The organism is Streptacidiphilus jeojiensis (assembly GCF_042510965.1).
GTDB lineage: Bacteria > Actinomycetota > Actinomycetes > Streptomycetales > Streptomycetaceae > Streptacidiphilus > Streptacidiphilus jeojiensis.
Genome location: NZ_JBEUKS010000001.1, coordinates 143,329 through 168,535 on the forward strand (window position 1 = coordinate 143,329; position 25,207 = coordinate 168,535).

Consider the following 25,207-nt stretch of genomic DNA (forward strand, 5'->3'; position numbering starts at 1 on the left):
TTGTGCGTTCCCTTCAGTCCACTGCCTCGGCTTCGGTTTCAGCTTCGGCGGTAGAGCCGGACCTGCTGAGGCTGGCCAGCAGCCGCAGGGCCGCCTCGGAGGGAGTGCCCGGCTCCGCGCTGTAGGCGATCATGCGCTGGTCGGCGCTTCCGGTCAGCGACATGCTCTGGAAGAACAGCTCCATGGTCCCCACGGTCGGGTGGTCCAGCTGCTTGACGCCGTCCGAGCAGGTGCGGACCGGGTGGTGCGCCCAGAGCGCGGCGAAGTCCTGGCTCTGCACCGCCAGCCGGCCCACCAGTTCGCCCAGCCGGCGGTCCTGCGGATGCCGTCCTGCCACCAGCCGCAGCGAGGCGACGGCGAGTTGTGCCTCCTCGTCCCAGCGGGGGTAGAGCGCGCGGCCCTGGGGGCTCAGGAACAGGATGTCGGTGAGGTTGGGGCGGTCCGCCGACCGGTCCGGGGCGTCGAAGTCCAGGTGGCCGGCGAGCAGGGCATGGCCCAGCCGGTTCCAGGCGAGGACGTCGTTGCGCCGGTTCAGGACGACCGCCGGCGCTTCGGACATCGCGGTCAGCAGATGGCGCACCGCGCTCGTCGGGCGCTCGCCCGCACGCTGCGGCGAGCGACGGACTTCGCCCGCGGGCCGTGCCAGGTCCTTCAGGTGCGCCCGCTCGTCGTCGCTGAGCCGCAGTGCGCCGGCGATCGCGTCCAGGACGGAGTCCGAGGCGCCGTCACCACGACCCTGTTCGAGCCGCGTGTAGTGAGTGACGCTCACCCCGGCCAGCATCGCCAGCTCCTCCCGGCGCAGTCCGGCCACCCTGCGCCTGCCCCCGTACAGCGGCAGGTCGACGTCCTCGGGGCGGAGCCGGGCTCTGCGGCTCTTGAGGAAGGCTGCGAGTTCGGCTCGTACCGCCCCCGGGGACCCCGGCTGCGGGGCTGCAGGCCCTGGGCTCATCGTTCAGCTCCACTCTGCGGGCCGAGTCGGAAAGGTAGGCCGCACACCGGGACAACACCGCGGGGACGGGCGCACGTTCCCGCATCGCCCGGCCCAGCCTGGTCCTGTGATGACCACCCTGGCGACGGACGGTCTCGCGGTGGCCTGTCACAACCGGGGGCTGGGTAGCCGCCTCCGGCGCCAGCACGATCGGTTCCACAAGCGCCACCACCTGCGCAGGAGAGGAACCGAAGATGTCGCTGACGGAGAAGACCGGTCCGGGACCGGAAGTGCGGAGTGCCGGGTCGACGGGACTGACGCCCAGGCTGCGGCTGGTCCTGGTCGTGCTGCTGGTGGCCCAGTTCATGCTGGCCGTGGACTTCTCGATCCTCAACGTGGCCCTGCCGCAGGTCGGCCGGAGCCTGGGCATCGCCCTGGACGACCTGCAGTGGGTCGCCACCGCGTTCGCGCTGTGCGCGGCAGGCTTCACCCTGCTCTTCGGGCGGCTCGCCGACCTCTTCGGCCGCCGGCGCATGTTCCTGGCGGGCCTCGCCGTCCTGGGGCTGGCGTCCCTGGCGGGCGGACTGTCCACCAGCCCGGCCATGCTGATCACCGCACGCGTCTTCCAGGGGCTGGCCACCGCCGCGGTCACCCCGGCCGGCCTGTCCCTGCTGACCACCTCGTTCCCCGAAGGACCGGCGCGCGACCGCGCCCTGGGGCTGAACGGGGCGCTGATGTCGGCCGGGTTCACCACCGGGGCCGTCCTGGGCGGCGTCCTCACCGACCTGCTGTCCTGGCGCTGGGCGTTCTTCATCAACGTGCCCATCGCCCTGGGCGTGCTGCTGGTCGCACCGTCCGTGATCAAGGAGTCCCGGCCCAGCAGCCGTCCGCGTCCGGACGCCGCCGGAGCCGTCAGCGTCACGCTCGGACTGCTGGCCCTGGTGTTCGGCTTCACCCAGGCCGGTCGGGACGGCTGGGGCTCGGCCCTGACCCTGGGCCCGCTGGCCGCCGGCCTGGCGCTGCTGGTGGTCTTCCACGCGGTCGAGCGTCGCCAGGAGGCCCCGCTGATGCCCGTCGCGGTCCTGCACCGGCCCACCGTGGCCTGGGGCAACGCGACCGGACTGCTGGCCTTCCTCACCGAGACCTCCCTGGTCTTCCTGCTGACCCTCTACCTGCAGAAGGTGCTGGGTTTCTCCCCGCTCGCCGCAGGACTGTCCTTCGGTGTGCTGGGCCTGGGCACCGTCGTCGGCGGATCCTTCGCCCCCAGGATCATCGGCAGGGTCGGCACCCGCGCCACACTGATCGGCGGTGGCCTTCTGCAGGCCGCCTCCACCTTCGCCCTGCTGGGCCTGACCACCTCGACCGGCGGCTCCCTCGCCCTCCTGCTGATCACCACGTTCACCGGCGGCGTGGGCAACATGCTGGTGATCGTCGGCTTCATGATCACCGCGACCTCGGGGCTGCCCGACCACGAACAGGGACTCGCCACCGGCCTGGCCACCATGACCCAGCAGATCGGCATCACCCTGGGCACCCCCGTCATGAGCGCGATCGCCACCGGGTCGATGGCCTCTGCCGCCGCCCCGGACGTCCTGCACGGCATCACCACCGCCGTCACCGCCAACGCCGCACTGGTCCTGACCGGCGTCGCCATCGCACTCCTCTTCCTCCGCAAGCCGCGGCCGGCAGCGACGCCGGCGCCCTGACGCCCGCTCAGCCGTCGGGCACGACGGTGCGGGTGATCGGGAACCCGGCAGCCACCGCCTATCGTGGTGGGGTGGGCGATGACACCTGGGCCGGGCTGGCTGACCTGTTTGTAGATGAGGCGTATGCCTCGGTGAAGGGGCGGGTGCGCACCTATGTGATGCACCAGCAGTTGCTGGAGCACCTGCCGCCGCCTCCGGCGACCGTGCTGGACGTCGGTGGCGGGGCGGGGCACCAGTCGTTTCCGCTGGCCCAGGCCGGCTACCAGGTGACCCTGCTCGACCCGTCGCCGGCGATGCTGGACAAGGCCCGACAACGGCTCCAGCGACTGCCCGAGGAAGTCCGGGGGCGAGTGACGCTGCTGCAGGGCGACGGCGAGAACGCCACCGAAGCGCTGCACGGTCGGCAGTTTGACGCCGTGTTGTGCCATGGCGTGCTCGGGTACCTCGACCGACCGGAACCGATGGTCGACCAGTTGTGCCGCTGCGCGGCCGACGGCGGCCTGGTCTCCATCATGACGGGCAATGCCAAGGCGGCGGCGGTGCGCCCGGCGATGGAACAGCGGTGGGAGGACGCCCTGGCGGCGTTCGACGCCAGGACCGAGATCGGGGTGCTCGGCGTGTCGGGCCGAGCCGACACGGTGGAGGAGATCAGCGAACTCCTGCTGAGTCGGGGCGTGGAACCGCTCCACTGGTACGGGGTCTGGCTGTTCGTCGACTGGCTGGAGTTCGGCGGAGCCGTGCTGGACGTCGGCGATGCCGAGCGGGTGGCCGCGACGGCCGCGGTCGAGCTCGAGGCCGCCCGACGGGACCCCTACCGCCAGCTGAGTCGCGTCTTCCACCTCGTGGGGCGCAAGGGTCCGGGCTGAGCGGACCGCGGTGGCGGCAGGCGCACTGCCGCTCCCGCAAATCGTGTCCGCAGGCGAGGCCCGATCCCGCCCCCGGGACTATGGTGAGGGGAGCACCCTTCTAGGCACCGCCCTCGGCCGAGCTGCGATTCCGCCGACGGCACCGTGTTCCCGCTGCCCCCGACCCCGGCCGCGTCATTGACGATCGGCGGAGGAGTCCCGGATGCGCAGCGACAGGCGGACAGGTGCAACGCCCACGACCGCGGCGGCCGTACCCCCGGCACGGGCTGCAGGGCAGATGCCTCCCCGGTTCAGCGTGCGACGCCACGACGGCGAGCGCGGTACCTGGATCGGACTGGTCGGGGAACTGGATCTGGACTCGGCCGCGGTGCTGGACGTCATCGTGGCGCAGTGTCTGGACTCGGGGGTGAGAACCCTCAGCATCGACCTGGCGGGTGTCACGTTCTGCGATGTGAGCGGTGTGGAAGCCCTCCTCGCCGCAGCCCGGGCCACCAAGGAACGCAGCGGCTCCCTACGGTTGGAGCACCCGACTCCCGGGATGCTGCGGCTGCTCGTCCTCACCGGCACCCTCAGCACCCTGCTGCCCGACGGGGACCCACACATACCGTCGCCGACCCGTCCGGTGAGCCGGAACCTCCGGTGATCGGTGAACGCATGGCCCAGGTGCTGACGCTGCTCCAGAGCCAGCTCCGGGAGGGCTCCGGCAGCATCGCCGACATCTCGGACCTCGGCGTGCGGGCCCTGGACGTGGACGGGCTGACGGTGTCCCTGACGGCCGAGGACGGCTCGGCCGAGCCGGTGTGGTGCTCGGACGAGGCGGCGCGCCGGTTCGAGGACCTCCAGTTCACCCTCGGCCAGGGCCCGGGGCCCGAAGCCCTGCGCGGGGGTGTGCGGGTGCTCGTCCCCGATCTGGCGCAGGTGTGGCGCCAGCGCTGGCCGGAGCTGAGCCGGGAGGCTCCGGGGCTGGCCACCCGGGCCGTGTTCTGCTTCCCGATGGGGATCCGAGCGGTACCCGTGGGCGTGTTGACGGCGCTGCGCCGGACCCCGGGTCCGCTCACCGACGAGCAGGTCGAGGACGCGCAGGTACTGGCTCACGCACTGACCGCCAGGGCGCTGGGCAGCGGGGGGCTGGGTGGCAAGGGGATGGGCGGCGGGGTGTCGGGCGTGGGCACGGCAGTCCCGGTGGATTCCCGGCAGGCGTTGCACCATGCTGTGATACATCAGGCCACCGGCATGGTCAGCGTCCAACTCGATCTCTCGCTGCCGCAGGCCCTGCTGCGGCTGCGTGCACACGCGTTCGGCACCGGCCGATCCATCACCGACATCTCCCGGGACGTGGTCGAGCGGCGACTGCGCCTGGACGACACCTACGGCAACGGCAACGGCACCCCGATGCCCGTCCCAGAGAAGGACTGACCGCCATGACCCGCGAACAACAGCTCACCAAGGTCTTCGTGGAAGTCGCCGATTCCCTGACCGAGGACTTCGACCTGATCGACTTCCTGCAGCGGCTGTGCGGACGCTGCGTGGAACTGCTGGACGTGGCCGCCTGCGGGGTGCTGCTGGCCGACCAGCACGACGTGCTGACGGTACTCGCGGCCTCGGACGAGCACACCCGGCTGCTGGAGCTGTTCTCCCTGCAGCACGACCAGGGGCCGTGCGTGGACTGCTACCGGAGCGGCCGGCCCCGGACCAACATCGACCTCGCGGACCCGGATGCGGCCCGCAACTGGCCGCAGTTCACCCCCGCCGCGCGGAGCTCCGGCTTCGTGTCCACCAATGCGCTCCCGCTGCGGCTGCGCGGCAGGGTCATCGGCTCGGTGGGCCTGTTCCAGACCGATGCCACCGCGCTCGGCGACGCCGACATCGCCCTGGGCCAGGCGCTGGCGGACGTGGCCACCATCGCCATCCTGCAGCAGCGCACCCTGGCCCACAGCGAGGTCGAACGTGGCCAGCTCCAGCACGCACTCACCAGTCGCATCGTCCTGGAGCAGGTCAAGGGCATCCTCGCCGAACGCTGGCAGGTCAGCCCGGACGAGGCCTTCGTCGCCTTCCGCTCCTACGCCCGCTCCAACCACCACCAGCTCTCCCGACTGGCCAGGCTCATCGCCGACGGCGAGTTCGACACCGCCCGCATTCGCCAGCCGCGAAAGCCCGGCCGACGCCGCTGACCGGCCGCGACGACGGGGCGGGAGCGGTCGGCATGGGCACCCGCGAAACGGGAAGGAGTGCTGGTGAACGGTCCGGACGTGAACGCCCTCCGAGGCCGGGAACCGCGATGTAGTGTCGTAAGTACCACCTGACCGCTGTGACGGTCATGTCCCCGCTGCCCCGGACCCGGCTGCGCCACTGGCAACAGCCGAGGAGTTCCAGATGTCCGCCGACAGCCTGATCCCGACCGCACCGCGAACGGGTCCCCCTGACACCGTCACCACCCTTCCCGCGCCGGCACGGGAACCGGTCCCCTACGACGGTCATGCACCCTTCGGGACCGTCCCGTCGCCCGAGCAGAAGCGTCCACCGCAGTGGCAGGTCGCGCTGACCGGCCTGATCGTGGCCTTCCCGCTGATAGCCGTGGTCCTGGCGGCCTGGGTGCTCTGGGGCAGCCTGATCGGCCCCACCGATCTGGCCCTCGCCCTGGCCCTGTACACCCTCACCGGTCTCGGGGTGACCGTGGGCTTCCACCGCTGCCTGACGCACGGCAGCTTCACCCCCACCCCCAGCCTGCGCGTCGTGCTCGCGGTGGCCGGGTCGATGAGCTTCCAGGGCGACGTGATCGGCTGGGTGGCGACCCACCGCCGGCACCACGCCTTCACCGACCGGCCCGGCGACCCCCACTCACCGTTCCGCTACGGCACCAGCCTGTTCGGCGAACTGAAGGGGCTGGCGCACGCCCACGTCGGCTGGCTGTTCACCGGTGACGCCACACCGGCCGACCGCTACGCCCCGGACATGGTCGCCGACCGGTCGATGCGGGTCGTCTCCGGCCTGTTCCCGGTGCTGTGCGTGCTCTCGCTCGCGCTACCGTTCGCCCTGGGCTGGGCCGTCGGCGGCACCCTGCACGGTGCGCTGACCGCACTGCTGTGGGCGGGTCTGGTGCGGGTGGCGCTGCTGCAGCATGTGACCTGGAGCGTCAACTCGTTGTGCCACATGATCGGCGACCGTCCGTTCCGCACCCGCCGGTACGACCGCGCCACCAACCTGTGGCCCCTGGCGCTGCTGTCCTTCGGCGAGAGCTGGCACAACCTGCACCACGCCGAACCCACCTGCGCCCGCCACGGGGTCGACCGCCGACAGATCGACCCCAGCGCCGGAGTGATCCGCCTGCTGGAACGCGCGGGCTGGGCTAAGGACGTGCACTGGCCCGACACCACCCGCCTCGCCAACCGCCGCCTCCCCGCCTGAACGACCGCGACGGGAAACGGGTCATCCCGTCGTAGCGAGGACGCCGCGGGCGACAGTGCCGTCCGGCCAGGTCCAGCCTGCAACCACCCGGCCTGGGAGCAGGTCCGCATCGACCTCGGCCGGGTTGTCCAACGGTCGCAGGACGCGGATGATCCCGCAGTTGGAGCCGGAAGCAGCCGGGGACGGAGCAACGGTGACGGTCGGGTCCGGGGTGGCGCTCTCGTGCTGGCGCTGCGGCACCGCCGTGCCGCGCAGGAGGGCGGCCAACTGAGCTGTCACGACCGGGTCCTGGGCGCCGTCGTAGAGCCAGCGGGTGCCCAGGACGCCGTGTTCGGAGGTGCCGATGAGCGCCGCCTCCGCCTCGGGCCCGTCCAGCGGCGCACCCCGGTAGGCCATGGGTACCTGGTACGCCACCGGGGCGGGCCCGGCCGTGTCGACCACCACCATGAACTCGATCCCCACCTCCCCCTCGGGATCGTCCAGCCGGAACCCGCCGGCCTTCACCAACGCCGGTGCCCGTCCCGAGTCGAGGTACCACCGCTGCCGCAGCAGCCACTCGGTGAGCAGTTCGAGCTTGGTGGGGGTCATCGTGGTGTTGTGGACGACGGCCATCGGGACTCCTTCGCGCACGGCGGCTGGCTTGCGAGGCTATCAACTGCCGTTCGGCCCACCCGTTCGGTCGGGTAGCCTTCTCAGGGTCCGCGAGCAGGGCGAACTCGGCGGGGACGGCAGGGGGACGTCATGAGCACAGCCTGGACTCTGGCAACCACGAGCCTGGGCCGTCGGCTGCGGTTTCTGCGCCGCTACCGGTGGTGGGCACTGCAGTTGCTGGTCGCGGTACCGGGGATCGTCCTGGTCACCCATGACACCGGCACCGCCGACAGCAGCCATGTCGCCAAGCTGTGGCACGACGCCGCGCTGTTCTTCTTCGTCCTCGCCGCGACCCTGAGGGTCTGGCGGGCGCCCGAGGAGGGGACCGCGGAGATGCTCCGGTTCCGGCTGCTGCACCGGAAGGTCGCCTGGCGGGCGTTCACCGTGCTGCTGCTGGCCGGCTCCCTGGCGCTCGCCGCCGACCGCTGGTGCACCTGGAAGGGCGACGGTCCCGCCGCCCGCGGCTGGTCCACCGCCGCCTGGGTACTGGTGTGGCTCGCCGTCGCGGCGAGACTGCTCGAACCGCTGGTCTGGCTGCTGTGGCCGCAGGAACTGCGACGCGGCGTCAAGCTCGCCCGACTGGCCGAGGACGCGGCCAAGGTGACGGCTCGTCACTCCACCCGGGCGGCGATACCGCCGACGGTCTTCGCGGACCAGGGCGCCTTCGGACGCACCCGCGCCAGCTACCAGTCGCACGGCGGCCCGCCCTCCCCCGAGCCGCAGTCGGTGCCCGCACAGCTCGCAGGCACTTCGTACTCCGCCCGCGGCCGCCGCCTGCGGGCTTCCCCGCCGGTGCTGCACTGGGACGGCACCCGGCTCGCCTGGAGCGATGCCCAGGGGCACACCCACATGGTCCCGGTCGCAGGCAGGCCCGCTCTGAAGGGCAGCGTCGACCGGGGGGTGCGGCCGGTGGCCGAGATGGTGTGGCTGCTCCACACCGGCGCACGGCTGGGTCCGTCGAGCCTGCTGGTCCTGCTGGACGACAAGGGCTACCGCTTCCTGGTGCTGCACACCAACCAGCGCAGCTTCGGCCCCTGCGCCGATCTCGCCGAGGCGGTCGGCGTCCCCTTCGCCGCCTACCGGATCGCCGGCGACGCCCAGGCCTTCCGCACCCTGCTCAACTCCCTGTTCCCGCACCGCGGTCCGGTGGTGGAGCTGCGCGCCGCCGAAGCGGGACGGGGCTGACCGGTCCCTCTCACGACTCCCCGGTGCTGGAGACCCTGGTGGTCGGGGCCGTCTCGGTGGCGGCCCAGGTGGCGAGGAGCGTGAGCGCGTCATGGTCGGGGGTGCCGGGTGCAGCGCTGTAGGCGGTGAGGGTCAGGCCGGGTTGGGCGGGGAGTTCCATGGCGTCGAAGTCGAGGGTGATGTCGCCGACGGCGGGGTGGTGGAAGGACTTGCGGCCGGTGTGGTGCAGGCGCACATTGTGCTTGGCCCAGGCTGAGCGGAACTCCTCGCTGCGGGTGACCAGCTCTCCGATCAGTCCGGTCAGCTCGGTGTCGTGGGGGGCGCGTCCGGCCTCGGTGCGCAGCAGGGCGACGGTGGTGTTGACCGAGGTCTCCCACTGCGGGAAGAAGTCGCGGCCGGCAGGGGTGAGGAACTGGGCGCGGGCCACGTTGGTGGTCTGCGCGGCGGCGTCGGGGAACAGGGGCGCGTAGAGAGCGCGGCCCAGGGTGTTGGTGGCCAGGATGTCCAGGCGCCCGTTGCGGATGAAGGCCGGGGAATCGGTCATGGAGTGCAGCACGCGCAGGACGCTGTCCGGCAGTGGACCGCGGGTGCGGCGGGTACGCCGGGCGGGGCGCTTGGCGGCGGCGCGGGCCAGGTCGTGCAGGTGCTCGCGCTCCGCCTCGTCGAGCTGGAGGGCGCCGGCGACGGCGTCCAGGACCGCCTCCGAGGCTCCGGCGATGTGGCCGCGCTCCAAGCGGATGTAGTAGTCGATGCTCACGCCCGCGAGCAGGGCGACCTCCTCGCGCCGAAGGCCCGGCACGCGCCGGTTGCCGCCGTAGGCCGGCAGCCCGGCCTGCTGCGGGGTGACCTTGGCCCGGCGGGAGGCTAGGAACTCGCGGATGTCGCTCTCGGTACTCACGCCTTCCAGGCTAGGACGGACCGCAGGCATGTGGGGGGTCCTGTCAGTACCTGTAGGGCCAGGCCCTCCCCCATCCCCTTGATCTGGGGTTTCCTCGATGCTGGGGCGAGCAGCCGGGCTACTCCGGATGGCCCACCGCGATGAGCGCGATCACCCAGCTGAAGAGGATCACCGCGGAGCGCGCCGCCTCCTGAGCCACCGCACCCCCATGCACCTGTACGAGGAGAAGACCAGCATGAAGCTTTTGACCAGGCAGCCGACGCTGAAGCTGCCCGAGACGATGTTCACCGGCGACGCCTGGGCCGACGTGATCTACCGCGGCGAGGAACCCTCCCGGGCGCGGGCCAATGCGGTGCGCTTCGCACCCGGTGCACGGACGGCCTGGCACTCCCACGGCCTGGGCCAGACCCTGTACATCGTCGAGGGCATCGCCCTGATCCAGTCCCGTGGCGGGGAGGTATTGGAGGCCCACCCCGGCGATGTGGTGTGGACCCCGCCGGGCGAGGAGCACTGGCACGGCGCCGCTCCCGACCGCTTCATGGTCCACCTGGCGCTGTGGGAGACCGACGAGGTCGACTGGCTCGCCCACGTGACCGACGCCGAGTACGCCGGCCCGCGCCGCAGCACCCGTACCGCCTGACACCCACCCAGAACAGGAGTCCACTCGTGCACACGCGCACTCTCGGCCAGGGCCTTGAGGTCTCGGCCATCGGCATGGGCTGCATGGGCATGTCCCAGAGCTACGGCCCCAATCCCGGCGACCGCAACGAGATGATCGCCGTCCTTCGCGGCGCGGTCGAGCGCGGCGTCACCTTCTTCGACACCGCCGAGGTCTACGGACCGCACGCCAACGAGGAACTGGTCGGCGAAGCCCTCGCCCCGCTCCGGGAGCAGGTGGTGCTGGCGACCAAGTTCGGCTGGCGCATCGAGAACGGCGCCTCCACCGGCATGCTCGACAGCCGCCCCGAGCAGATCAAGCTCGTCGCCGACGCCTCGCTGCGCCGGCTGCGCACCGACGTGATCGACCTGTTCTACCAGCACCGCGTCGACCCGGACGTCCCCGTCGAGGACGTGGCCGGCGCGGTCGGCGAACTGGTCCAGGCCGGCAAGGTCCGCCACTTCGGCCTCTCGGAGGCGGGTGCGGCCACGATCCGCCGAGCCCACGCGGTCCACCCGGTCACCGCTGTGCAGAGCGAGTACTCGCTGTGGACCCGCGACCCCGAACCGGAGGTCCTGCCCACCCTGGCCGAACTGGGTATCGGATTCGTGCCCTTCAGCCCGCTGGGCAAGGGCTTCCTCACCGGCACCGTCGACACCACCACCGCCTTCACCCCGGGCGACATCCGCAGCACCATCCCCCGCTTCACCGAGGCCAACCGCACCGCCAACCGGACCCTGGTCGAGCACGTCGCCGCCCTGGCCCGGACCAAGGACGCGACCCCGGGCCAGATCGCCCTGGCCTGGCTGCTGGCCCAGCAGCCGTGGATCGTCCCCATCCCCGGCACCCGCCGCATCTCCCGTGTGGACGAGAACACCGGCGCCACCGCTGTCGCCCTGTCCGCCGACGAGAAGGCCGACCTGGACCAGGCCGCCACCCGTATCGGCATCCACGGGGACCGCTACAACCCCCAGCACATGAGCCTCGTCGGCAGGTGAACAACCGGAGGGCGTAGCGACGACGAAGGCAGTGGATCTCTTCCAGCAGGCCCACCACGAGATCCAATCTGTTGTTAACGTTGTCGCGTGATGGGAACCCTGCCGTGAGCGCGGCTCTGCTCGCGGTTGACCCCATGAGCGGGTCCTCACTGCTGTCGTCCTACGGGGCACTGGCCGTCGTGGTGGTGACCTTTGCCGAGGCGGGGCTGCTGGTCATCGGTTTCTTCGTGCCGGGCGACACGCTGCTGTTCCCGGCCGGGGTGCTCTGCGCCACCGGGGTGGGCGACGGACCGCATCTGACGCTCTGGCAGGTCATGCTGGGGGCGGCGGCCGGTTCGATCATCGGCACCCAGCTCGGCTACTACCTGGGCCGCCACGGCGGCAGACCCGCACTGGAACGCATCGGCAGCCGCCGGCTGAAGTCGGTGCTGGCGCGCAGCGAGGACCTGCTGTCCCGCTACGGGCGCCGCAAGGCCATCGTCATCGGCCGCTTCGTCCCCATGGTCCGCACCGTGCTCGGGCCGGTCGCCGGGATGCTGGAGGTGCCGGTGCGCACCTTCACCCTGTGGCAGGTCGTCGGCGGCCTGGCCTGGACCCAGAGCATGGTGCTGCTGGGCTTCTGGCTGGGGGCGGCGGTGCCCGGCATCGAGAACTACCTGCTGCCGCTGGTCGCCGTGGTGGTGGCGGTCTCGATGCTCCCGGTCCTGCTGCAGCGCCGCCACCCGCCCACCTGAGCCGGGCTTGCCGGCGGATCCTCGCTGTAAACCGATCCTTGACGCCAGTGAGGCGTAAAGGCATCCTTTACACATGGTCGATTCTTCGCAGACCCTCGTCGCTCTCGGCAAGCTGATGGCCGAACAGGCCTCGGCCCTGGCCCGGGCGCTGGGCAGTCCGCTGGCGTCACCCGCCTACCTGGACCTGGTGCACCGCGCGCGGGAGGTCGACGACCTGGCGGAACAGGTGCTCAAGCTGTGCGTGCAGCAGAGCCGGGACGCCGGGCACACCTGGCAGGAGCTCGGGGACCTGCTCGGAGTCACCCGCCAGGCCGCCTTCCAGCGGTTCGGCAAGCCCATCGATCCCCGAACGGGAGAACCCATGGACAAGACAGTGCGGATGGCCGACGCCGCCGAACGCGCCATCGCGATCACCACCGCCGTCCTCGAAGGGCGGATGGACGACGCCCGCCCGTCCTTCAACGCGCAGGTCCTGGAGGCCTTCACCGACGAGGTCCGGGGCGACGGCCTGGCCACCGTCACCGGCCTCGTCGGCGCGTTCGAGGGCTTCGGCGAGGGCGAGCCCTTCGTCCGCCGGATCGGCGACCACACGGTCGTCGACATCCCGCTGCGCTACGAGGCCGGCGACATGAAGGCGCGGGTCGCCTTCGACACCGACGAGAAGGTCGCCGGACTCTTCATCCTCGTCCCCGACGCACCGTGAGCGTCCGCACCGCTCGCTGCGGCACGGGATTTGCGCGCCCGGGAGGCGATGGGCGAGGTTGGCCCCATGACTGACGACATCGCAGCGGCATCGCCCGCGCCCGACGCTCCCCCGTCCGCCACCGCCGGCCCCGTCGTGGACCCCGAGGTGCAGGCGCAGTGGGACCAGCGGTACGCCACCCAGGACCGGCTGTGGAGCGGCCGGCCCAACGGCGCGCTGGTCACCGAGATAGCCGGGCTCACGCCCGGGCGGGTGCTGGACGTCGGCTGCGGCGAGGGCGCCGACGCGATCTGGCTCGCCGAGGCCGGCTGGGAGGTGACCGCGGTCGAGGTCTCGGCCGTGGCGCTGGAGCGGGCGGCCGGGCACGCGCGGGACGCCGGCGTCGCCGTTCACTGGGTGCACGCCACCCTGGAGGGCGCGCAGCTGCCGCCGGCCTCCTTCGACGTGGTCTCCGCCCAGTACCCGGCCCTGCTGCGCACCCCTGACGCCGCGGCGGAGCGCGCGCTGCTGGCGGCGGTCGCGCCCGGCGGCCTGCTGCTGCTGGTGCACCACGCCGGGATGGAGTCCCAGGAGGTGCGCGAGGACGGCTTCAACCCGGCCGACTACGTCTGGCCCTCGATGGTCGCCGCGCTGCTCGACGAGGACTGGACGGTGGAGCTGGACGAGCAGCGGCCGCGACTGGCGCCCGAGCACGGCGCCGGGGCGCACCACGCCGAGGACCTGGTGCTGCGCGCCCGCCGGCTGCGCTGACACCCGGCGGAACCCGTCGCGGTCGTCCAGACTGGGGGAAGTCCGGCGAGGGAGGCCGTCATGAGCAGTGGCTCGGAGAAGAAGGCGTACCAGGGGCGGTCGGTCACGGTGACCTTCGCCGCCGATCGCTGCCTGCACGCCGCCGAATGCGTACGGGGGCTGCCCGAGGTCTTCGACACGGCCAGGCGTCCGTGGATCGAGCCGGACGCGGCCGGGCCCGAGCGGGTGGCAGAGGTGGTGCGGCGCTGTCCCTCCGGCGCGCTGCAGTACCGGTTGGCGGACGGACCGGCGGAGACCCCGGACCGGCCCACCCGGATCAGCCGCGGCCCTTCCGGCCAGCTGACCGTCCGCGGCGAGCTGCAGGTGGACACGGCGGACGGTCCCCGCGCCGAGACCAGGGCGGTCCTCTGCGGCTGCGGGCAGAGCCGGCTCCAGCCCTACTGCGACCACTCCGGCGCCTGCGGGCAGTGACCGCCCCCGCCTGCTAGTCCAGGGCGTGGTCGACGCCGGCCTCCTCGGCCACCGCTCCGGCGGGGGCCGGTACCTGCATTGATGCCTGCCCGGCGGGCCTGGTGTCCCTGGGCCTGGGCCGCACCCGGGCCGAGGCGCCGAGGCCGACCACGACGGCCGCGCCGATCAGCGACCAGCCGGCGAAGGCCATGACGACCGCGACGGCGACGCACGACACCGCGGCGGCCACCCGGGTGCCGCCGGTCAGCACCCGGGTGGCCGCCGCGGTGCACCCCAGGTAGACGGTGAGGAACAACGTGGTCGGCAGGGCCACCAGCTGCGCCGTGCTGACCAGTCCGCTCGCCGAGCCGCCGAGCAGCACCGCGCCGGTGCCGAAGATGCCGAGCTGCAGCCCGCGCGAGGGGCGTCCGCCGGCCGGGCGCCGGTGCGCCCGCAGTTCCGCGGCCAGGGCCGCGGCGCCGGAGAGGTAGGCGTTGGTGGCGGCGAGGGTGAGCACCACAGCCGTGGCCGCGGCGATCACCGGACCGGCCGGACCGACCGCGACGCGCAGCAGATCGGCCAGCGGTACCGCGCTGCCGGCCCGGCCGCCGAGCACCCCGACCGTCGCGAACGCCAGCGCGAGGTAGACCACCGCGGTCACGGCGAAGGCGGACAGGATGATCCGCGGCAGCTGCCGCGAGGGGTTGCCGAGCCGGGAGACCAGCGGGGCGATCGCCTCCCAGCCGACGAAGGACAGCATCAGCACCGAGGCCGCACTGCCCAGCGAGGACCAGCCGTGCGGCGCGAACGGCGTCCAGTTGGACGCGTGCGCGGAGGGCGCGGAGCCGATGACCGCGACCGCGATCATCACCACCAGCAGGGCCACCAGCAGCAGTTGCACGGTGGTGGTGGCCCGGGCGCCGCCCAGGGTCAGCGCGATCACGACGGCCAGCAGCGCGGCGGCCGCGGTCTCGCTCATCGCCCGCCCGCCGCCGAAGGGCGCCGCGACGTAGCTGCCGCCGATCAGGCAGACCACCGGCGCCCCGCAGACCGCCCCGACCAGGAAGGACCAGCCGACCGCCCGTCCGGCGCGGGGCCCGAGCCCGGCTTCGGCGTAGGCGGCCACGCCGCCGCTCCTGGGCAGGAGCGTGCCCAGCGCCGTGAACACCCGGGCGAGCAGGGCCGAGAGGGCCAGCAGCCCGATCCAGGCGATGATCGAAGCGGGTCCGGCGAGGTCGGCGGCGAGCCCGGGCAGCAGCAGGACGCTGGGGCCCAGCAGTGCGCCGATGTAGAGGGCGGCGCCCCGAACGGTGGACAGATCCGATGTCTTCGTCATGCGAGAAGCATGCTCCGAAAGGCCCGGCACGCGATGGCAAATTCCTGCGCCGGGAACCTTCCTGGCGGCTCAATATTCGAGCATTCAGGCCCTATGCTGACTTTTATGCCGGACGACCGCCTGGACAGGACCGATCTCGCCATCCTCGACCGCTTGCAGCGCGACGGCCGGATCGCCAATGTGGACCTCGCCGAGGCGGTGTCCCTCTCGCCCTCCTCCTGCCTGCGCCGGACCAAGGCCCTGGAGGCCGGCGGGCTGATCGGCGGCTACCGCGCCGAACTCGACCGCGACCGCGCGGGTCTGGGGCTGACGGTGTTCATCGCCCTGAAGGTGGCCCAGCACTCGCGGGAGACCTCCCGGCAGATCGAGGAGGCCCTGGTCGCCATCCCCGCCGTCGTCGCCTGCCATGTGGTCTCCGGCGAGGCGGACTTCCTGGTCGAGGCGGCGGTGCCGGACCTGGCCGCGTACGAGCGCCTGCTGCTGGACCACATCCTGGCCATCGAACCGGTCACCGACGCCCGCAGCACCTTCGCCATCCGCACCGTGCTCAGCCGCGGCCCGCTCCCCCTGGACCACCTGGCCCGCGGCAACCGGCACTGATCCGCGCAGCCCCTGCCGATCCGCTGACCCCGAGTCACATCCGTTCCACCGCCAAGCGCATGACAACGATTTGGCAAAGGTGGTTCACAAGTATGTCTGCCACCACCCCGAGTGTGGTCAAGTCACCCTGCACACAAGCGCGGCAGTACGAACCAGTGACACCGACCACTCGGGGAGGACCTGTTGACCACAGCGCACCGCAGGCGGCGAGGACTCGCAATCGGGGCCTTCGCCATCGCCGGACTGATGGCCGCGATACCCGCCCAGGCGTCGTCGGGGGGCACCGGCGGAGCGAGCATCTTCGCCCCCGGGGCGGCCAAGGCCTACGCCCAGAAGCACGCCGCCCGGACCCCCGCAGCCGCGACCGCCGCAGCCACCGCCAGTGCGTCCCCCGCGGACGACGGCAGCGAGGAGGCCGACGAGATATCCGAGGGCGCCGCCCAGTGGTCCGAGGCACGGACCTCTCCCGGCGTGGTCGCGCCCGGCGCCTACGGAGCGGCCTGGAACGCCCTGCAGAAACTGCCGAGCACCGGCGGTAGCTGGCAGAACGTCACCAACCTCCCCTACAACTCCGACGACCCGCGCTACCGCGACTACGACTCCAACTCCAGTGGCGGTGCGGGGCTGGTGACCGGCCGGATGGCCGCACTGGCCGCCGACGACGAGGGACACGTCTACGCCGGCTCGGCCGGCGGCGGGGTCTGGCGTTCCAGCACCGGCGGCGGCAAGTGGACCGCGATCAGCGACGCCCTGCCCGCGCAGTCCACCGGGGCACTGGCCCTGGACTCCAAGGACCGGCTCTGGCTGGGCACCGGTGAGGCCACCACCAACGCCGACGCCTACCTGGGCAGCGGGGTGTACGTCCTGGACCACCCCGAGCACGGCAGCTTCACCTCCCGGGACCGGGTCGGCGGCACCGAGCTGCAGAGCACCAGCATCCACGAGCTGCGCTTCAGCGGCACCACCGTGTGGGCGGCGACCAGCGAGGGCCTGTGGTCGCACTCCACCGTGCACCTGAACGGCCCGTGGAAGCTGGAGTTCGCCCCCAACCCCGCCTACATGCCCGGCGGTTCCCTGGCGAACGACCCCTCGTCCGCCTACAAGAACATCGTCAGCGACATCGCCTTCGACCCCAGGAACCCCGGGCGGGTGGTGGTCGCCGCGGGCTGGCGCTCCGGTGACACCTACAACGGCTTCTACACCGAGGTCGCCGGGCAGTGGCAGAAGCTCACCTCGCTGGGTGACCTGCCCGCGGACGCCGCCGACATCGGCAGCGTCACCTTCGCACGCTCCGCGGACGGCTCGCGCTACTACGCCATCGACCAGTCCCCGGCCGGACTCAACGCCGGCACCGACGCGCTGGCCGGCATCTTCGTCTCCAAGTCCGGCTCACCGTTCGGCCCCTGGACCCGGATCGCCACCTCCGACCAGCTGGCCGCCTCCGGCTCGGCCCTGACCGACCCCGGCGCCCAGGGCTGGTACGACCAGTTCCTGCAGGTCGACCCGAACGACCCGAACCACGTCTTCGCCGGCCTGGAGGAGGTCTTCGAGACCAAGGACGGCGGCACCACCTGGACCACCCCTGGCCCCTACTGGAACTTCTACTTCCCCTGCTGGAGCATCGACCCGACCAAGCAGACCGGCGACTGCTCCCAGACCACACACGCCGACCAGCACGCCGTCGCGGTGGGCAGCTACCACGGCAAGTCCGTGCTCTACGTGGGCAACGACGGCGGCATGTACAAGCGGCCGCTGGACGGCGCGGCCGACGCTTCCGGCCACGCCACCGACTGGACCTCGCTGAACGACGGCACCATCGACACCCTGCAGTACTACTCCGTCGGCGTGGGCAAGGACCTCGCCAACGGCGGGGTCTCGGTCACCGGCGGCCTGCAGGACAACGGCCAGTCCATCCTGCGCAGCAACGACACGGTGATGGGCTCCAACTTCGGCGGCGACGGCGGGATGACCCTGAACGACCCGGCCAACGGCTGCAACATCGCCCAGGAGTACGTGTACCTGGAGATCAACGTCACCCAGAACTGCGCCGCCAACAACGGCCTGGGTGCGCCCACCACCTACAACGTGCCCCCGCCGGACAACGCCACCAGCAACGCCCGCTTCATCGCGCCCTTCACCTCGGACCTGAAGACCCCCAGCACCTGGGTGGCCGGCGGCGAGAACGTGTGGGTGCAGACCCAGGGCTTCGCCATCCGCTCCTCCAGCGCCTGGACCGGGGTCTTCGACCTCGGGGCCGGACACGTCGCCACCGCGGTGGCCGCCTCCGGCGGCAAGATCTACGCCGCCTGGTGCGGCCCCTGCAACAGCCAGGGCTTCACCCGCGGCATCGCGGTCGGCAACGCCGACGGCACCGGCTGGCAGCAGATCACCCTGCCCGCCACCGGCAGCGTCCCCAACCGCTACCTGTCCAGCCTGGCCGTCGACCCCAACGACAACAACCACGTCTACCTGGCCGTCAACGGCTTCTCCCGCTCCTGGAACGAGGGCCCGGGGGCCGGCGTCGGCCACCTCTACGAGTCCCGTGACGGCGGCCTGACCTGGAAGGACATCTCCAGCAACCTGCCCGACATCCCGGCCGACTCCATCGCGCTCACCCCCGGCGGCGGCATCGCCCTCGGCACCGACCTGGGCGCCCTCTACCGGGCTCCGGGCCGGACGACCTGGAAGGTCATCGGCCAGCTGCCCGCCGTAGCCGTCACCCAGGTCGTCGTCGGACCCGACAACCGGCTCTACGCCGCCACCCACGGCCGCGGCATCTACGCGATCAGCCTGAACCGCCTGCACTGATCGCCTGCACCGACCGACGGCCCGCCCGCGGTCACCCGCTGCCCGGACCCCCGAGGGTCCGGGCAGCGGCATGCCCGGCGAGCACCGGCGGCCCGCTCGTGCCAGCCTGGACCAGTGACCTGAGCTGCACGGTTGTGCTCCGGCCGGCATGCTCCCCCCGCAGCGCGGGCAGCCGAGAGGAATGAACGTGAACGCAGTCCCCACCGTCGCCCTGAACAACGGGACCACCATCCCCCAGCTGGGTTTCGGCGTGTACCAGATCAAGCCCGCCGACACCGTGGCCGCCACCCTGGCGGCCCTGGAGGTCGGCTACCGCCACATCGACACGGCGCAGATGTACGGCAACGAGAAGGAGGTGGGCCGGGCCGTGCGCGACTCCGGGCTGCCGAGGGCCGACGTCTTCGTCACCAGCAAGCTGAACAACGGCTTCCACGCCCACGACGACGCGCTCAAGGCCTTCGACCGGAGCCTGGACGACCTCGGCTTCGACTACCTGGACCTCTTCCTGATCCACTGGCCGCTGCCCGCTGTCGGCGACTTCGTGGAGACCTGGCGGGCCATGGAGGAGATCTACCGCTCCGGCCGGGCCAAGGCGGTCGGCGTCTCCAACTTCCAGCCGCACCACCTGCGCCGGCTCCTGGACGAGACCGAGGTCGTCCCCGCGGTCAACCAGGTGGAGGTGCACCCCTACCTGACCCAGGACGCGGTGCGAGCCTTCGACACCGAGCACGGGATCGCCACCGAGGCCTGGTCCCCCATCGCCCAGGGAAAGGTCCTGGACGACCCGGTCATCACCCGGATCGCCCAGCGGCTGGGGCGCACCCCCGCTCAGGTCACCCTGCGCTGGCACCTGCAGCGCGGCGACATCGTGTTCCCCAAGTCGGTCACCCGCTCCCGGGTCGAGGAGAACTTCGCCCTCTTCGACTTCGAACTCACCCCGGACGACATGGCCGCCGTCTCCGGCCTGAACCGCGACGAGCGCACCGGCCCCGACCCGGACACCTTCAACTGGATCCCCTGATCCGGCTCGGGCGTCGCCCCCGCAGACCGCACTCCGACCACTCAAGGTGGTCCAGACCATTGACGCGTACACAACCTTGATGGAGTGTGGTCCCAAGGGGCAACCGGACCCCCGGAATCCCGCGAGCGCGGAGCTGACATGCGGTCAACAGCATCCAGAACGGTCATCGCCTGGGCCGCCGTGGTCGCGGCCCTGGTCCTGTCGGTGTCGACCTCCGGGGGTGCCGCGGTCGCGGCCACGGCCCGGACCGCCATCTGCAACAAGTACTGCGACGCCCGGGACCCCGCACTGTCCCCGCAGGACCGGCAGCCGGTCTCCGCCGCCATCTACGGCCGGAACATCGTGCTGCACTTCGACGACACCGACGCCATGGGCTGGGCCTCGATCGGCAACGGGAACCCGGGCGACGAGGTGTGGCTGGACCGCTCCTTCGACGGCGGCCGCACCTGGAGCGCGGGCAGCAAGCTGGGCGACACCACGGTCCCCTCCGGGGCCGGCGGCTGGCGCACCCTGATGTACAACGTCGACGACTGGAACAACCTCGGCGTCGGCGCGCTGCGGGCCTGCGGCAAGGCCGGCGACCGCGCCGAGATCGCCTGCACCCCCTGGGCCCGCACCACCTGGAACGCCTACAGCCGCCCGACCGCGGCGGTGACCGCGCTGATGCAGTCCTACGACCTCGGCACCGGCCTGTTCGACACCACCGGCTGGTGGAACTCGGCCAATGCGCTGACCGCCGTCATCGACAACATCCGGGTCACCGGGATGCCCAGCTACCGGTACGCCATCGCCGACACCTACAACCTCGAACTGTCGGCCCAGGGCGGCAACTTCACCAACGACTACATCGACGACACCGGCTGGTGGGGACTGGCCTGGGTGGACGCCTACGACCTGACCGGCGACAGCAGGTACCTGAACACCGCCCGCGCCGACGCCGACCACATGGCGCAGTACTGGGACTCGGTCTGCGGCGGCGGCGTGTGGTGGAGCACCGCGAAGACCTACAAGAACGCCATCGCCAACTCGCTCTACCTGGAGCTGAACGCCGCCCTGCACAACCGCATCGCCGGTGACACCGCCTACCTCGGCCGGGCCCGCGCGGAGTGGTCCTGGTTCTCCGCCAGCGGCATGATCAACGGCTCCGACCTGGTCAACGACGGCCTGACCACCTCCAGCTGCGCCAACAACGGCCAGGCCGTCTGGTCCTACAACCAGGGTGTGCTGCTCGGCGGCCTGGCCGAGCTCTACCGGGCCACCGGCGACTCGACGCTGCTCACCCGGGGCCGGCAGCTGGGCGACGCGATGACCACGACCGCGTCGCTGAACTCCGGCGGGATCCTGCGCGACCCCTGCGAGAGCGGCGACTGCGGCGGCGACGGCCCCTCCTTCAAGGGCGCCGCCGTCCGCGGGCTCAACGCCTTCAACGCCCAGCTGTCCGACCACCCCTACACCGCCTACCTGCAGCGCCAGGCCGCAACCGCCTACGCCGACGACCGCAACCCGCTCGACGCCTACGGCCTGCACTGGGCCGGACCGCTGGACAGCACCGACGCCGCCCGCCAGCAGAGCGCCGTCGACCTGATGAACGCAGCCGGCTGAGCGCGGCGCGGTTCAGGCCCCGCCGGGTGCCAGCACGATGTCGAAGCGGACCCGCGACCAGGTGGCGTCCCCCAGGTCGCGGCCGTCCGGGGTGGGGGTGCCCGCGGCCTGTTCGGCGAAGTCCCGGACCAGCGACTCCTTGACGCCGAAGACGCTGTCGCTCTCCAGCCGGTCGTCACCGCGCACGAAGATGTGCGTCACCAGGGTCCGCAGCCCCTCCGCGCTCACCATGAAGTGCAGGTGCGAGGCGCGCATCGGTGAGCGCCCGGTGGCCTCCAGCATCTTCCCGACCGGGCCGTCGTACGGGATGGGGTAGGGCGTGGGGGTGACCGCCCAGAAGCGGTAGGACCCGTCGTCGGCGCTGAAGAGGTGTCCGCGCCCGGCCCTGCGGTCGTCGTCGTACTGCAGGTCGTAGCGGCCGTCCTCGTCGGCCTCCCAGACCTCGATCCGCGCTCCCGGCACCGGCTTGCCGCCGGTGTCGAGCACCGTCCCCTCGACCCAGCAGGGCTGGCCCTTGGCACCGCCGGCGATGTCGCCGCCGAGCTGGACCAGCGGGGCGTCCTCGACGAAGAACGGGCCGAAGACGGTCGCCTCGGTGGCGTCGGCATACGCCTCGTTGTTGATCGCGATGGTCTGCATCGACGCCCCGAGCGTGTCCGACAGCAGGATGAACTCCTGGCGCCGCTCGTCGGTGATGTGCCCGGCCGCGGTGAGGAACTCGATGCCCTGCTGCCACTCGTCCTCGCTCAGCCGCACCTCGCGCAGGAACGCGTGCAGGTGCCGGACCGCCGCCTGCATCAGCTGCCTGAGCCGCGGGTCGGCGGTGCCGTCGAAGGACGCGAGGACGCGCGCGGTCAGCTCCGCCTCGCGGGCCTGCTGCTCGGCGGAGACGACGGCGGCCGGCTCGGGGGTGTCCGGCTGGGAGGTGTCCGGCTCGGAGGTGTCCGTGCTCATCGGGGGTCTGCTCCTTCCCACGCCGCGTGCAGCAGGCGCGCAAGGTTGTCGGGGTCCACCGGGGTGGGGTTGTCGGCGGGCACGACCGGCAGGATCGCCTCGACCGCGCCCGGCAGGTCGGCCTCCTGCAGACCGTAGTCGCGCAGGGCCGTCGGGGCGCCCAGTTCGGTGCGCAGCCGCCGCAGCCCCTCGACGGCCGACGCAGCGTCGAAGGCCGCGGCGATGCGCCGCTCGGCCTCGGGCGCGCTGGGCACGTTGAACGCCAGGACGTGCGGCAGGACGACGGCGTGCGTCTGCGCGTGCGGCAGGTCGTAGCGGCCACCCAGGACGTGGCAGATCTTGTGGTGCAGACCGGAGCCGGCCGACGCGAAGGCCACCGCCGCCAGATAGGCGCCGTAGAGCGCGTATTCGCGCCCCTCCAGCCCGCGCGGGTCCGCGACCACCTGCGGCAGGCCGATGCGCAGGGCGCGGATGCCCTCGCCGGCCAGGGCCCGGTCGATGGGGTCGGCGCGCGGCGCCCACATCGAGTCCACGCAGTGCGCGAGCGCGTTGAGCCCCGAGGCGACGCTCATCGCCACCGGAAGGCCGAGCATCAGGCTCGCGTCGTAGACGATCGCGCGCGGCAGCACCCGGCCGTCCACCCCGGTGGTCTTCTTGGCCCCTTCGGTCAGCCCCCAGACGTTGGTGGCCTCCGACCCGGCGTAGGTCGTCGGCACCGCCACGATCGGCAGGCCCGTCGTCAGCGCGACCGCCTTCGCCAGCCCGGTGGTGGACCCGCCGCCGACGCAGACGATCGCGTCGACGTCATGGGCGGCGGCCACGGCCCGGGCCCGCTCGGCCACCTCGACCGGTACGTGCATCACCACCTCGTCGTGGTGCACCACCACCGGCACACCGGCGGTGACGGACTCGGCGAGCCCGCGCTCGGAAGCGCCGGCGACGACCATCACCCGTCGGCTGCCGAGCCGCTCGACCTCCTCGGTGACGGCCCGCGCAGCCTCTCCCGACCCGAACAGCACCCGCTGGGCGAGTCCCTCGTGCTCGAAGCGCATGTCAGATCCCGTTCCGTCCCAGCACCGACGCCAGCGCGTCGTGCAGTTCCCGTTCCGCGTCGGCCGGCAGCGAGCCGGACCGCCAGGCGATGTGCTTGTCGGGCCGCACCAGCAGGGCGCCGGACTCCTCCACCTCGCGCAGCTTGGCCCAGTCGTAGTACAGGTCGGTGACCTCCCGGCCCGGGCCGATGACCACGGTCGTCAGCGGCACCCCGAGCTCGTGCGCCACCTTGTCGGCCGCAGCGGCCCAGGCCTCCCCCGCGACACCGGTGATCAGCGTGAAGCGGTCGTACGGTGCCAGGTCCATCATCGCCAACCGGCGCTTGTTGTCGCCAACCCAGGCGTGCGGCAGGTGTGAGCCGGGCACCGTCGACGCCTGGTAGTACAGGTCCGGGTCGCGGACCGGCTCGGGCGGTTCCGACCCGTCGGAGACGATCGCGGACGACCGGTAGAACTGGCCGAGCTCGACGCCGTGGGCGTTGAACTCGTAGTTCTTCAGCTCCATGGCCCGGACCAGCGCGGCGCGCTTGGCGGCGCCCTCGGGGGTGTTGGCCTTGCGCTCCTCGATCTGCTCGATCATCTCGGCCTCGCTCCTGGCCCCGGTGATGCCCAGCGCCACGAAGATGTCGACGAACTCACGGCTCGACTTGTTGGCCCGTTTGACGATCCGTTCGGCGACCGGGGCGCGCTCGACCGAGTAGGTGTCGAGCAGCGAGGGGTCGGCCTGCCCGCGCAGCACGGCGGCGAGCTTCCAGACCAGGTTGTAGGAGTCCTGCACCGAGGTGTTGGAGCCCAGTCCGTTGCTCGGCGGGTGCCGGTGGATCGCGTCGCCGGCGCAGAACACCCGGCCGTTCTGCAGGTGCGTCGCGTACATCTCGTTGTTGCCCCACAGCGAGGTCCCGGTGATCTCGACCTCCAGCTCGGGCATGCCGAGCAGGTTGCGGACGATCTGCTGCGCGGCGGCCTCGTCGACGGTCGGCGGCTCGTCGTCGATGTCGTAGCCCCAGACGATCAGCCACTCGTTCCACGGCCGGACCATGCGGACCAGCCCGGCGCCGATGCCGCCCACGTTCGAGCCCGGCTGGACCACCCAGTACAGGACCGAGGGGCGGTGGCCCACATAGGGCTCGATGTCGGCCTTGAAGGTGATGTTCATGGACCCGGCGATGTCCATCCGCCCCTGGTAGGGCAGGTCGATGTCGGCGGCGACCTTGGAGCGGGCGCCGTCGGCGCCGATCAGGTACCTGGCCCGGATGGTGTACTCGCTGCCGGTGAGCCGGTCCAGGACCCGCACGTCCACGCCCTCGGCGTCCTGGGTGTGCGAGAGGTACTCGGTGGAGAACCGTGCCTGGGTCCCGCGCACCGTGGCGTTCCTGACCAGGATGGGTTCGAGGTAGGTCTGCGGGATGTCCACGGTCAGGCACGGGGAGGCCAGCTGGTAGTCGGCCTCGCGGGCCGGGCTGGTGCCCCAGGTGCGGATCCGGCCGATCTCCTCGCCGGCGATCGAGGTGCAGAAGACCGTGTCGCCCACCAGCGCATGGTCGGTGGCGTCGGCGAGCACCTGGTCCTCGATGCCCAGGTCCCGGAAGATCTCCATGGCCCGCTGGTTGGTGATGTGCGCACGGGGGGTGTTCGCCGTCCACCGGTACTTCGTGATCATGATGTTCGGGATCCCGAGGTGGGACAGGAACAGCGCCGCGGCCGAACCGGCCGGGCCGGAGCCGACGACCAGGACATCGGTCTCGACCACCCCCACCGGGATCTCGGTCTCGCTCTGACCGTCGTCGAACACAGGCATCGCGGCTCCGCCTTCCGCCAGGACCGGCGGCGCTGCCGGTCGGTGACTGACACTGTCGTGCGCCCTGACCGGATCCCGAAGCAGCGGGCCCGAAGTGGGCGGGA

The 25,207-nt window shown here is 71.9% G+C and carries 24 protein-coding genes; 17 read left to right on the forward strand and 7 right to left on the reverse strand.

The features are described from left to right. Positions 1-13: 13 nt before the first annotated feature. Positions 14-949, reverse strand: a complete 936-nt coding sequence (locus tag ABUW04_RS00735) for a helix-turn-helix transcriptional regulator (RefSeq protein ID WP_380561637.1) — start codon at positions 947-949, stop codon at positions 14-16. 233 nt (positions 950-1,182) lie between these two features. Between ABUW04_RS00735 and ABUW04_RS00740 the strand changes: the two genes are divergently transcribed. The 6 genes from ABUW04_RS00740 to ABUW04_RS00765 all read left to right on the forward strand — a co-directional run bounded on the left by ABUW04_RS00740 (position 1,183) and on the right by ABUW04_RS00765 (position 6,905). Beyond that, entirely contained in the window at positions 1,183-2,634 is a 1,452-nt protein-coding gene (locus tag ABUW04_RS00740; RefSeq protein WP_380561639.1) for an MFS transporter, read from the forward strand. A 71-nt stretch (positions 2,635-2,705) separates the two neighbouring features. Next, on the forward strand, positions 2,706-3,500 hold the full coding sequence (locus ABUW04_RS00745) for a class I SAM-dependent methyltransferase (protein WP_380561641.1): 795 nt from the start codon (positions 2,706-2,708) through the stop codon (positions 3,498-3,500). A gap of 295 nt (positions 3,501-3,795) precedes the next feature. Beyond that, positions 3,796-4,143, forward strand: coding sequence for an STAS domain-containing protein (locus ABUW04_RS00750; RefSeq protein ID WP_380561643.1), 348 nt, complete (start codon positions 3,796-3,798; stop codon positions 4,141-4,143). Then, positions 4,140-4,916 (forward strand): GAF and ANTAR domain-containing protein, encoded by a 777-nt coding sequence (locus tag ABUW04_RS00755; RefSeq protein WP_380561645.1) that lies wholly within the window; start codon positions 4,140-4,142, stop codon positions 4,914-4,916. Before ABUW04_RS00750 ends, ABUW04_RS00755 begins: the two co-directional genes overlap by 4 nt. Before the next feature lie 5 nt (positions 4,917-4,921). Continuing rightward, positions 4,922-5,671: a GAF domain-containing protein gene (locus ABUW04_RS00760; protein ID WP_380561647.1), complete on the forward strand. Its 750-nt coding sequence runs from the start codon at positions 4,922-4,924 to the stop codon at positions 5,669-5,671. Between the two features lie 202 nt (positions 5,672-5,873). Beyond that, the gene (locus ABUW04_RS00765) at positions 5,874-6,905 is read left to right on the forward strand and encodes an acyl-CoA desaturase (RefSeq protein ID WP_380561649.1); all 1,032 of its coding nucleotides are present in this window, start codon (positions 5,874-5,876) and stop codon (positions 6,903-6,905) included. 21 nt (positions 6,906-6,926) lie between these two features. Here the strand turns inward: ABUW04_RS00765 and ABUW04_RS00770 are convergent, their stop codons facing one another. After that, positions 6,927-7,517 carry a maltokinase N-terminal cap-like domain-containing protein gene (locus ABUW04_RS00770; RefSeq protein WP_380561651.1) on the reverse strand — a complete coding sequence of 197 codons (591 nt, stop codon included), beginning with the start codon at positions 7,515-7,517 and terminating at the stop codon, positions 6,927-6,929. A gap of 129 nt (positions 7,518-7,646) precedes the next feature. Here ABUW04_RS00770 and ABUW04_RS00775 point away from each other — a divergent pair, with 129 nt between their 5' ends. Continuing rightward, a complete protein-coding gene (locus tag ABUW04_RS00775; protein WP_380561653.1) occupies positions 7,647-8,741 on the forward strand; it encodes a hypothetical protein in 1,095 nt (364 codons plus the stop codon). A gap of 10 nt (positions 8,742-8,751) precedes the next feature. Here the strand turns inward: ABUW04_RS00775 and ABUW04_RS00780 are convergent, their stop codons facing one another. Beyond that, positions 8,752-9,648, reverse strand: a complete 897-nt coding sequence (locus tag ABUW04_RS00780) for a helix-turn-helix transcriptional regulator (protein ID WP_380563401.1) — start codon at positions 9,646-9,648, stop codon at positions 8,752-8,754. A gap of 226 nt (positions 9,649-9,874) precedes the next feature. On the opposite strand from ABUW04_RS00780, the gene ABUW04_RS00785 reads away from it, so the two are divergent. The 6 genes from ABUW04_RS00785 (at position 9,875) to ABUW04_RS00810 (ending at position 13,953) form a co-directional block, all read left to right on the forward strand. Then, on the forward strand, positions 9,875-10,279 hold the full coding sequence (locus tag ABUW04_RS00785; RefSeq protein ID WP_030252692.1) for a (R)-mandelonitrile lyase: 405 nt from the start codon (positions 9,875-9,877) through the stop codon (positions 10,277-10,279). 26 nt (positions 10,280-10,305) lie between these two features. After that, positions 10,306-11,295 carry an aldo/keto reductase gene (locus tag ABUW04_RS00790; RefSeq protein ID WP_380561655.1) on the forward strand — a complete coding sequence of 330 codons (990 nt, stop codon included), beginning with the start codon at positions 10,306-10,308 and terminating at the stop codon, positions 11,293-11,295. Positions 11,296-11,429: 134 nt separating this feature from the next. Continuing rightward, positions 11,430-12,029, forward strand: coding sequence for a DedA family protein (locus ABUW04_RS00795; protein WP_232242095.1), 600 nt, complete (start codon positions 11,430-11,432; stop codon positions 12,027-12,029). Positions 12,030-12,102: 73 nt separating this feature from the next. After that, positions 12,103-12,732, forward strand: coding sequence for a DUF3887 domain-containing protein (locus ABUW04_RS00800; RefSeq protein ID WP_051725152.1), 630 nt, complete (start codon positions 12,103-12,105; stop codon positions 12,730-12,732). A 66-nt stretch (positions 12,733-12,798) separates the two neighbouring features. Beyond that, positions 12,799-13,482, forward strand: coding sequence for a class I SAM-dependent methyltransferase (locus tag ABUW04_RS00805; protein ID WP_380561657.1), 684 nt, complete (start codon positions 12,799-12,801; stop codon positions 13,480-13,482). 60 nt (positions 13,483-13,542) lie between these two features. After that, positions 13,543-13,953: a (4Fe-4S)-binding protein gene (locus tag ABUW04_RS00810; protein ID WP_380561659.1), complete on the forward strand. Its 411-nt coding sequence runs from the start codon at positions 13,543-13,545 to the stop codon at positions 13,951-13,953. 13 nt (positions 13,954-13,966) lie between these two features. Here the strand turns inward: ABUW04_RS00810 and ABUW04_RS00815 are convergent, their stop codons facing one another. Further along, positions 13,967-15,268 carry an APC family permease gene (locus tag ABUW04_RS00815; protein WP_380561661.1) on the reverse strand — a complete coding sequence of 434 codons (1,302 nt, stop codon included), beginning with the start codon at positions 15,266-15,268 and terminating at the stop codon, positions 13,967-13,969. A 105-nt stretch (positions 15,269-15,373) separates the two neighbouring features. Between ABUW04_RS00815 and ABUW04_RS00820 the strand changes: the two genes are divergently transcribed. The 4 genes from ABUW04_RS00820 (at position 15,374) to ABUW04_RS00835 (ending at position 21,299) form a co-directional block, all read left to right on the forward strand. Beyond that, a complete protein-coding gene (locus ABUW04_RS00820) occupies positions 15,374-15,868 on the forward strand; it encodes an Lrp/AsnC family transcriptional regulator (RefSeq protein ID WP_030252703.1) in 495 nt (164 codons plus the stop codon). Positions 15,869-16,114: 246 nt separating this feature from the next. Continuing rightward, positions 16,115-18,676 (forward strand): glycosyl hydrolase, encoded by a 2,562-nt coding sequence (locus ABUW04_RS00825; protein ID WP_380563403.1) that lies wholly within the window; start codon positions 16,115-16,117, stop codon positions 18,674-18,676. Between the two features lie 187 nt (positions 18,677-18,863). After that, positions 18,864-19,697 (forward strand): aldo/keto reductase, encoded by an 834-nt coding sequence (locus ABUW04_RS00830; protein WP_030252707.1) that lies wholly within the window; start codon positions 18,864-18,866, stop codon positions 19,695-19,697. 138 nt (positions 19,698-19,835) lie between these two features. Continuing rightward, positions 19,836-21,299 (forward strand): glycoside hydrolase family 76 protein, encoded by a 1,464-nt coding sequence (locus ABUW04_RS00835; protein ID WP_380561663.1) that lies wholly within the window; start codon positions 19,836-19,838, stop codon positions 21,297-21,299. A gap of 12 nt (positions 21,300-21,311) precedes the next feature. On the opposite strand, the gene ABUW04_RS00840 is transcribed toward ABUW04_RS00835, so the two are convergent. The 3 genes from ABUW04_RS00840 to ABUW04_RS00850 are packed head-to-tail and all read right to left on the reverse strand — an operon-like array spanning position 21,312 to position 25,103. Continuing rightward, complete coding sequence (locus ABUW04_RS00840; protein ID WP_380561666.1) at positions 21,312-22,253, reverse strand: intradiol ring-cleavage dioxygenase; 942 nt, start codon at positions 22,251-22,253, stop codon at positions 21,312-21,314. After that, positions 22,250-23,305, reverse strand: coding sequence for a maleylacetate reductase (locus ABUW04_RS00845; protein WP_380561668.1), 1,056 nt, complete (start codon positions 23,303-23,305; stop codon positions 22,250-22,252). Before ABUW04_RS00845 ends, ABUW04_RS00840 begins: the two co-directional genes overlap by 4 nt. 1 nt (position 23,306) lies before the next feature. Next, complete coding sequence (locus ABUW04_RS00850) at positions 23,307-25,103, reverse strand: FAD-dependent oxidoreductase (RefSeq protein ID WP_380561670.1); 1,797 nt, start codon at positions 25,101-25,103, stop codon at positions 23,307-23,309. Positions 25,104-25,207: the final 104 nt, after the last annotated feature.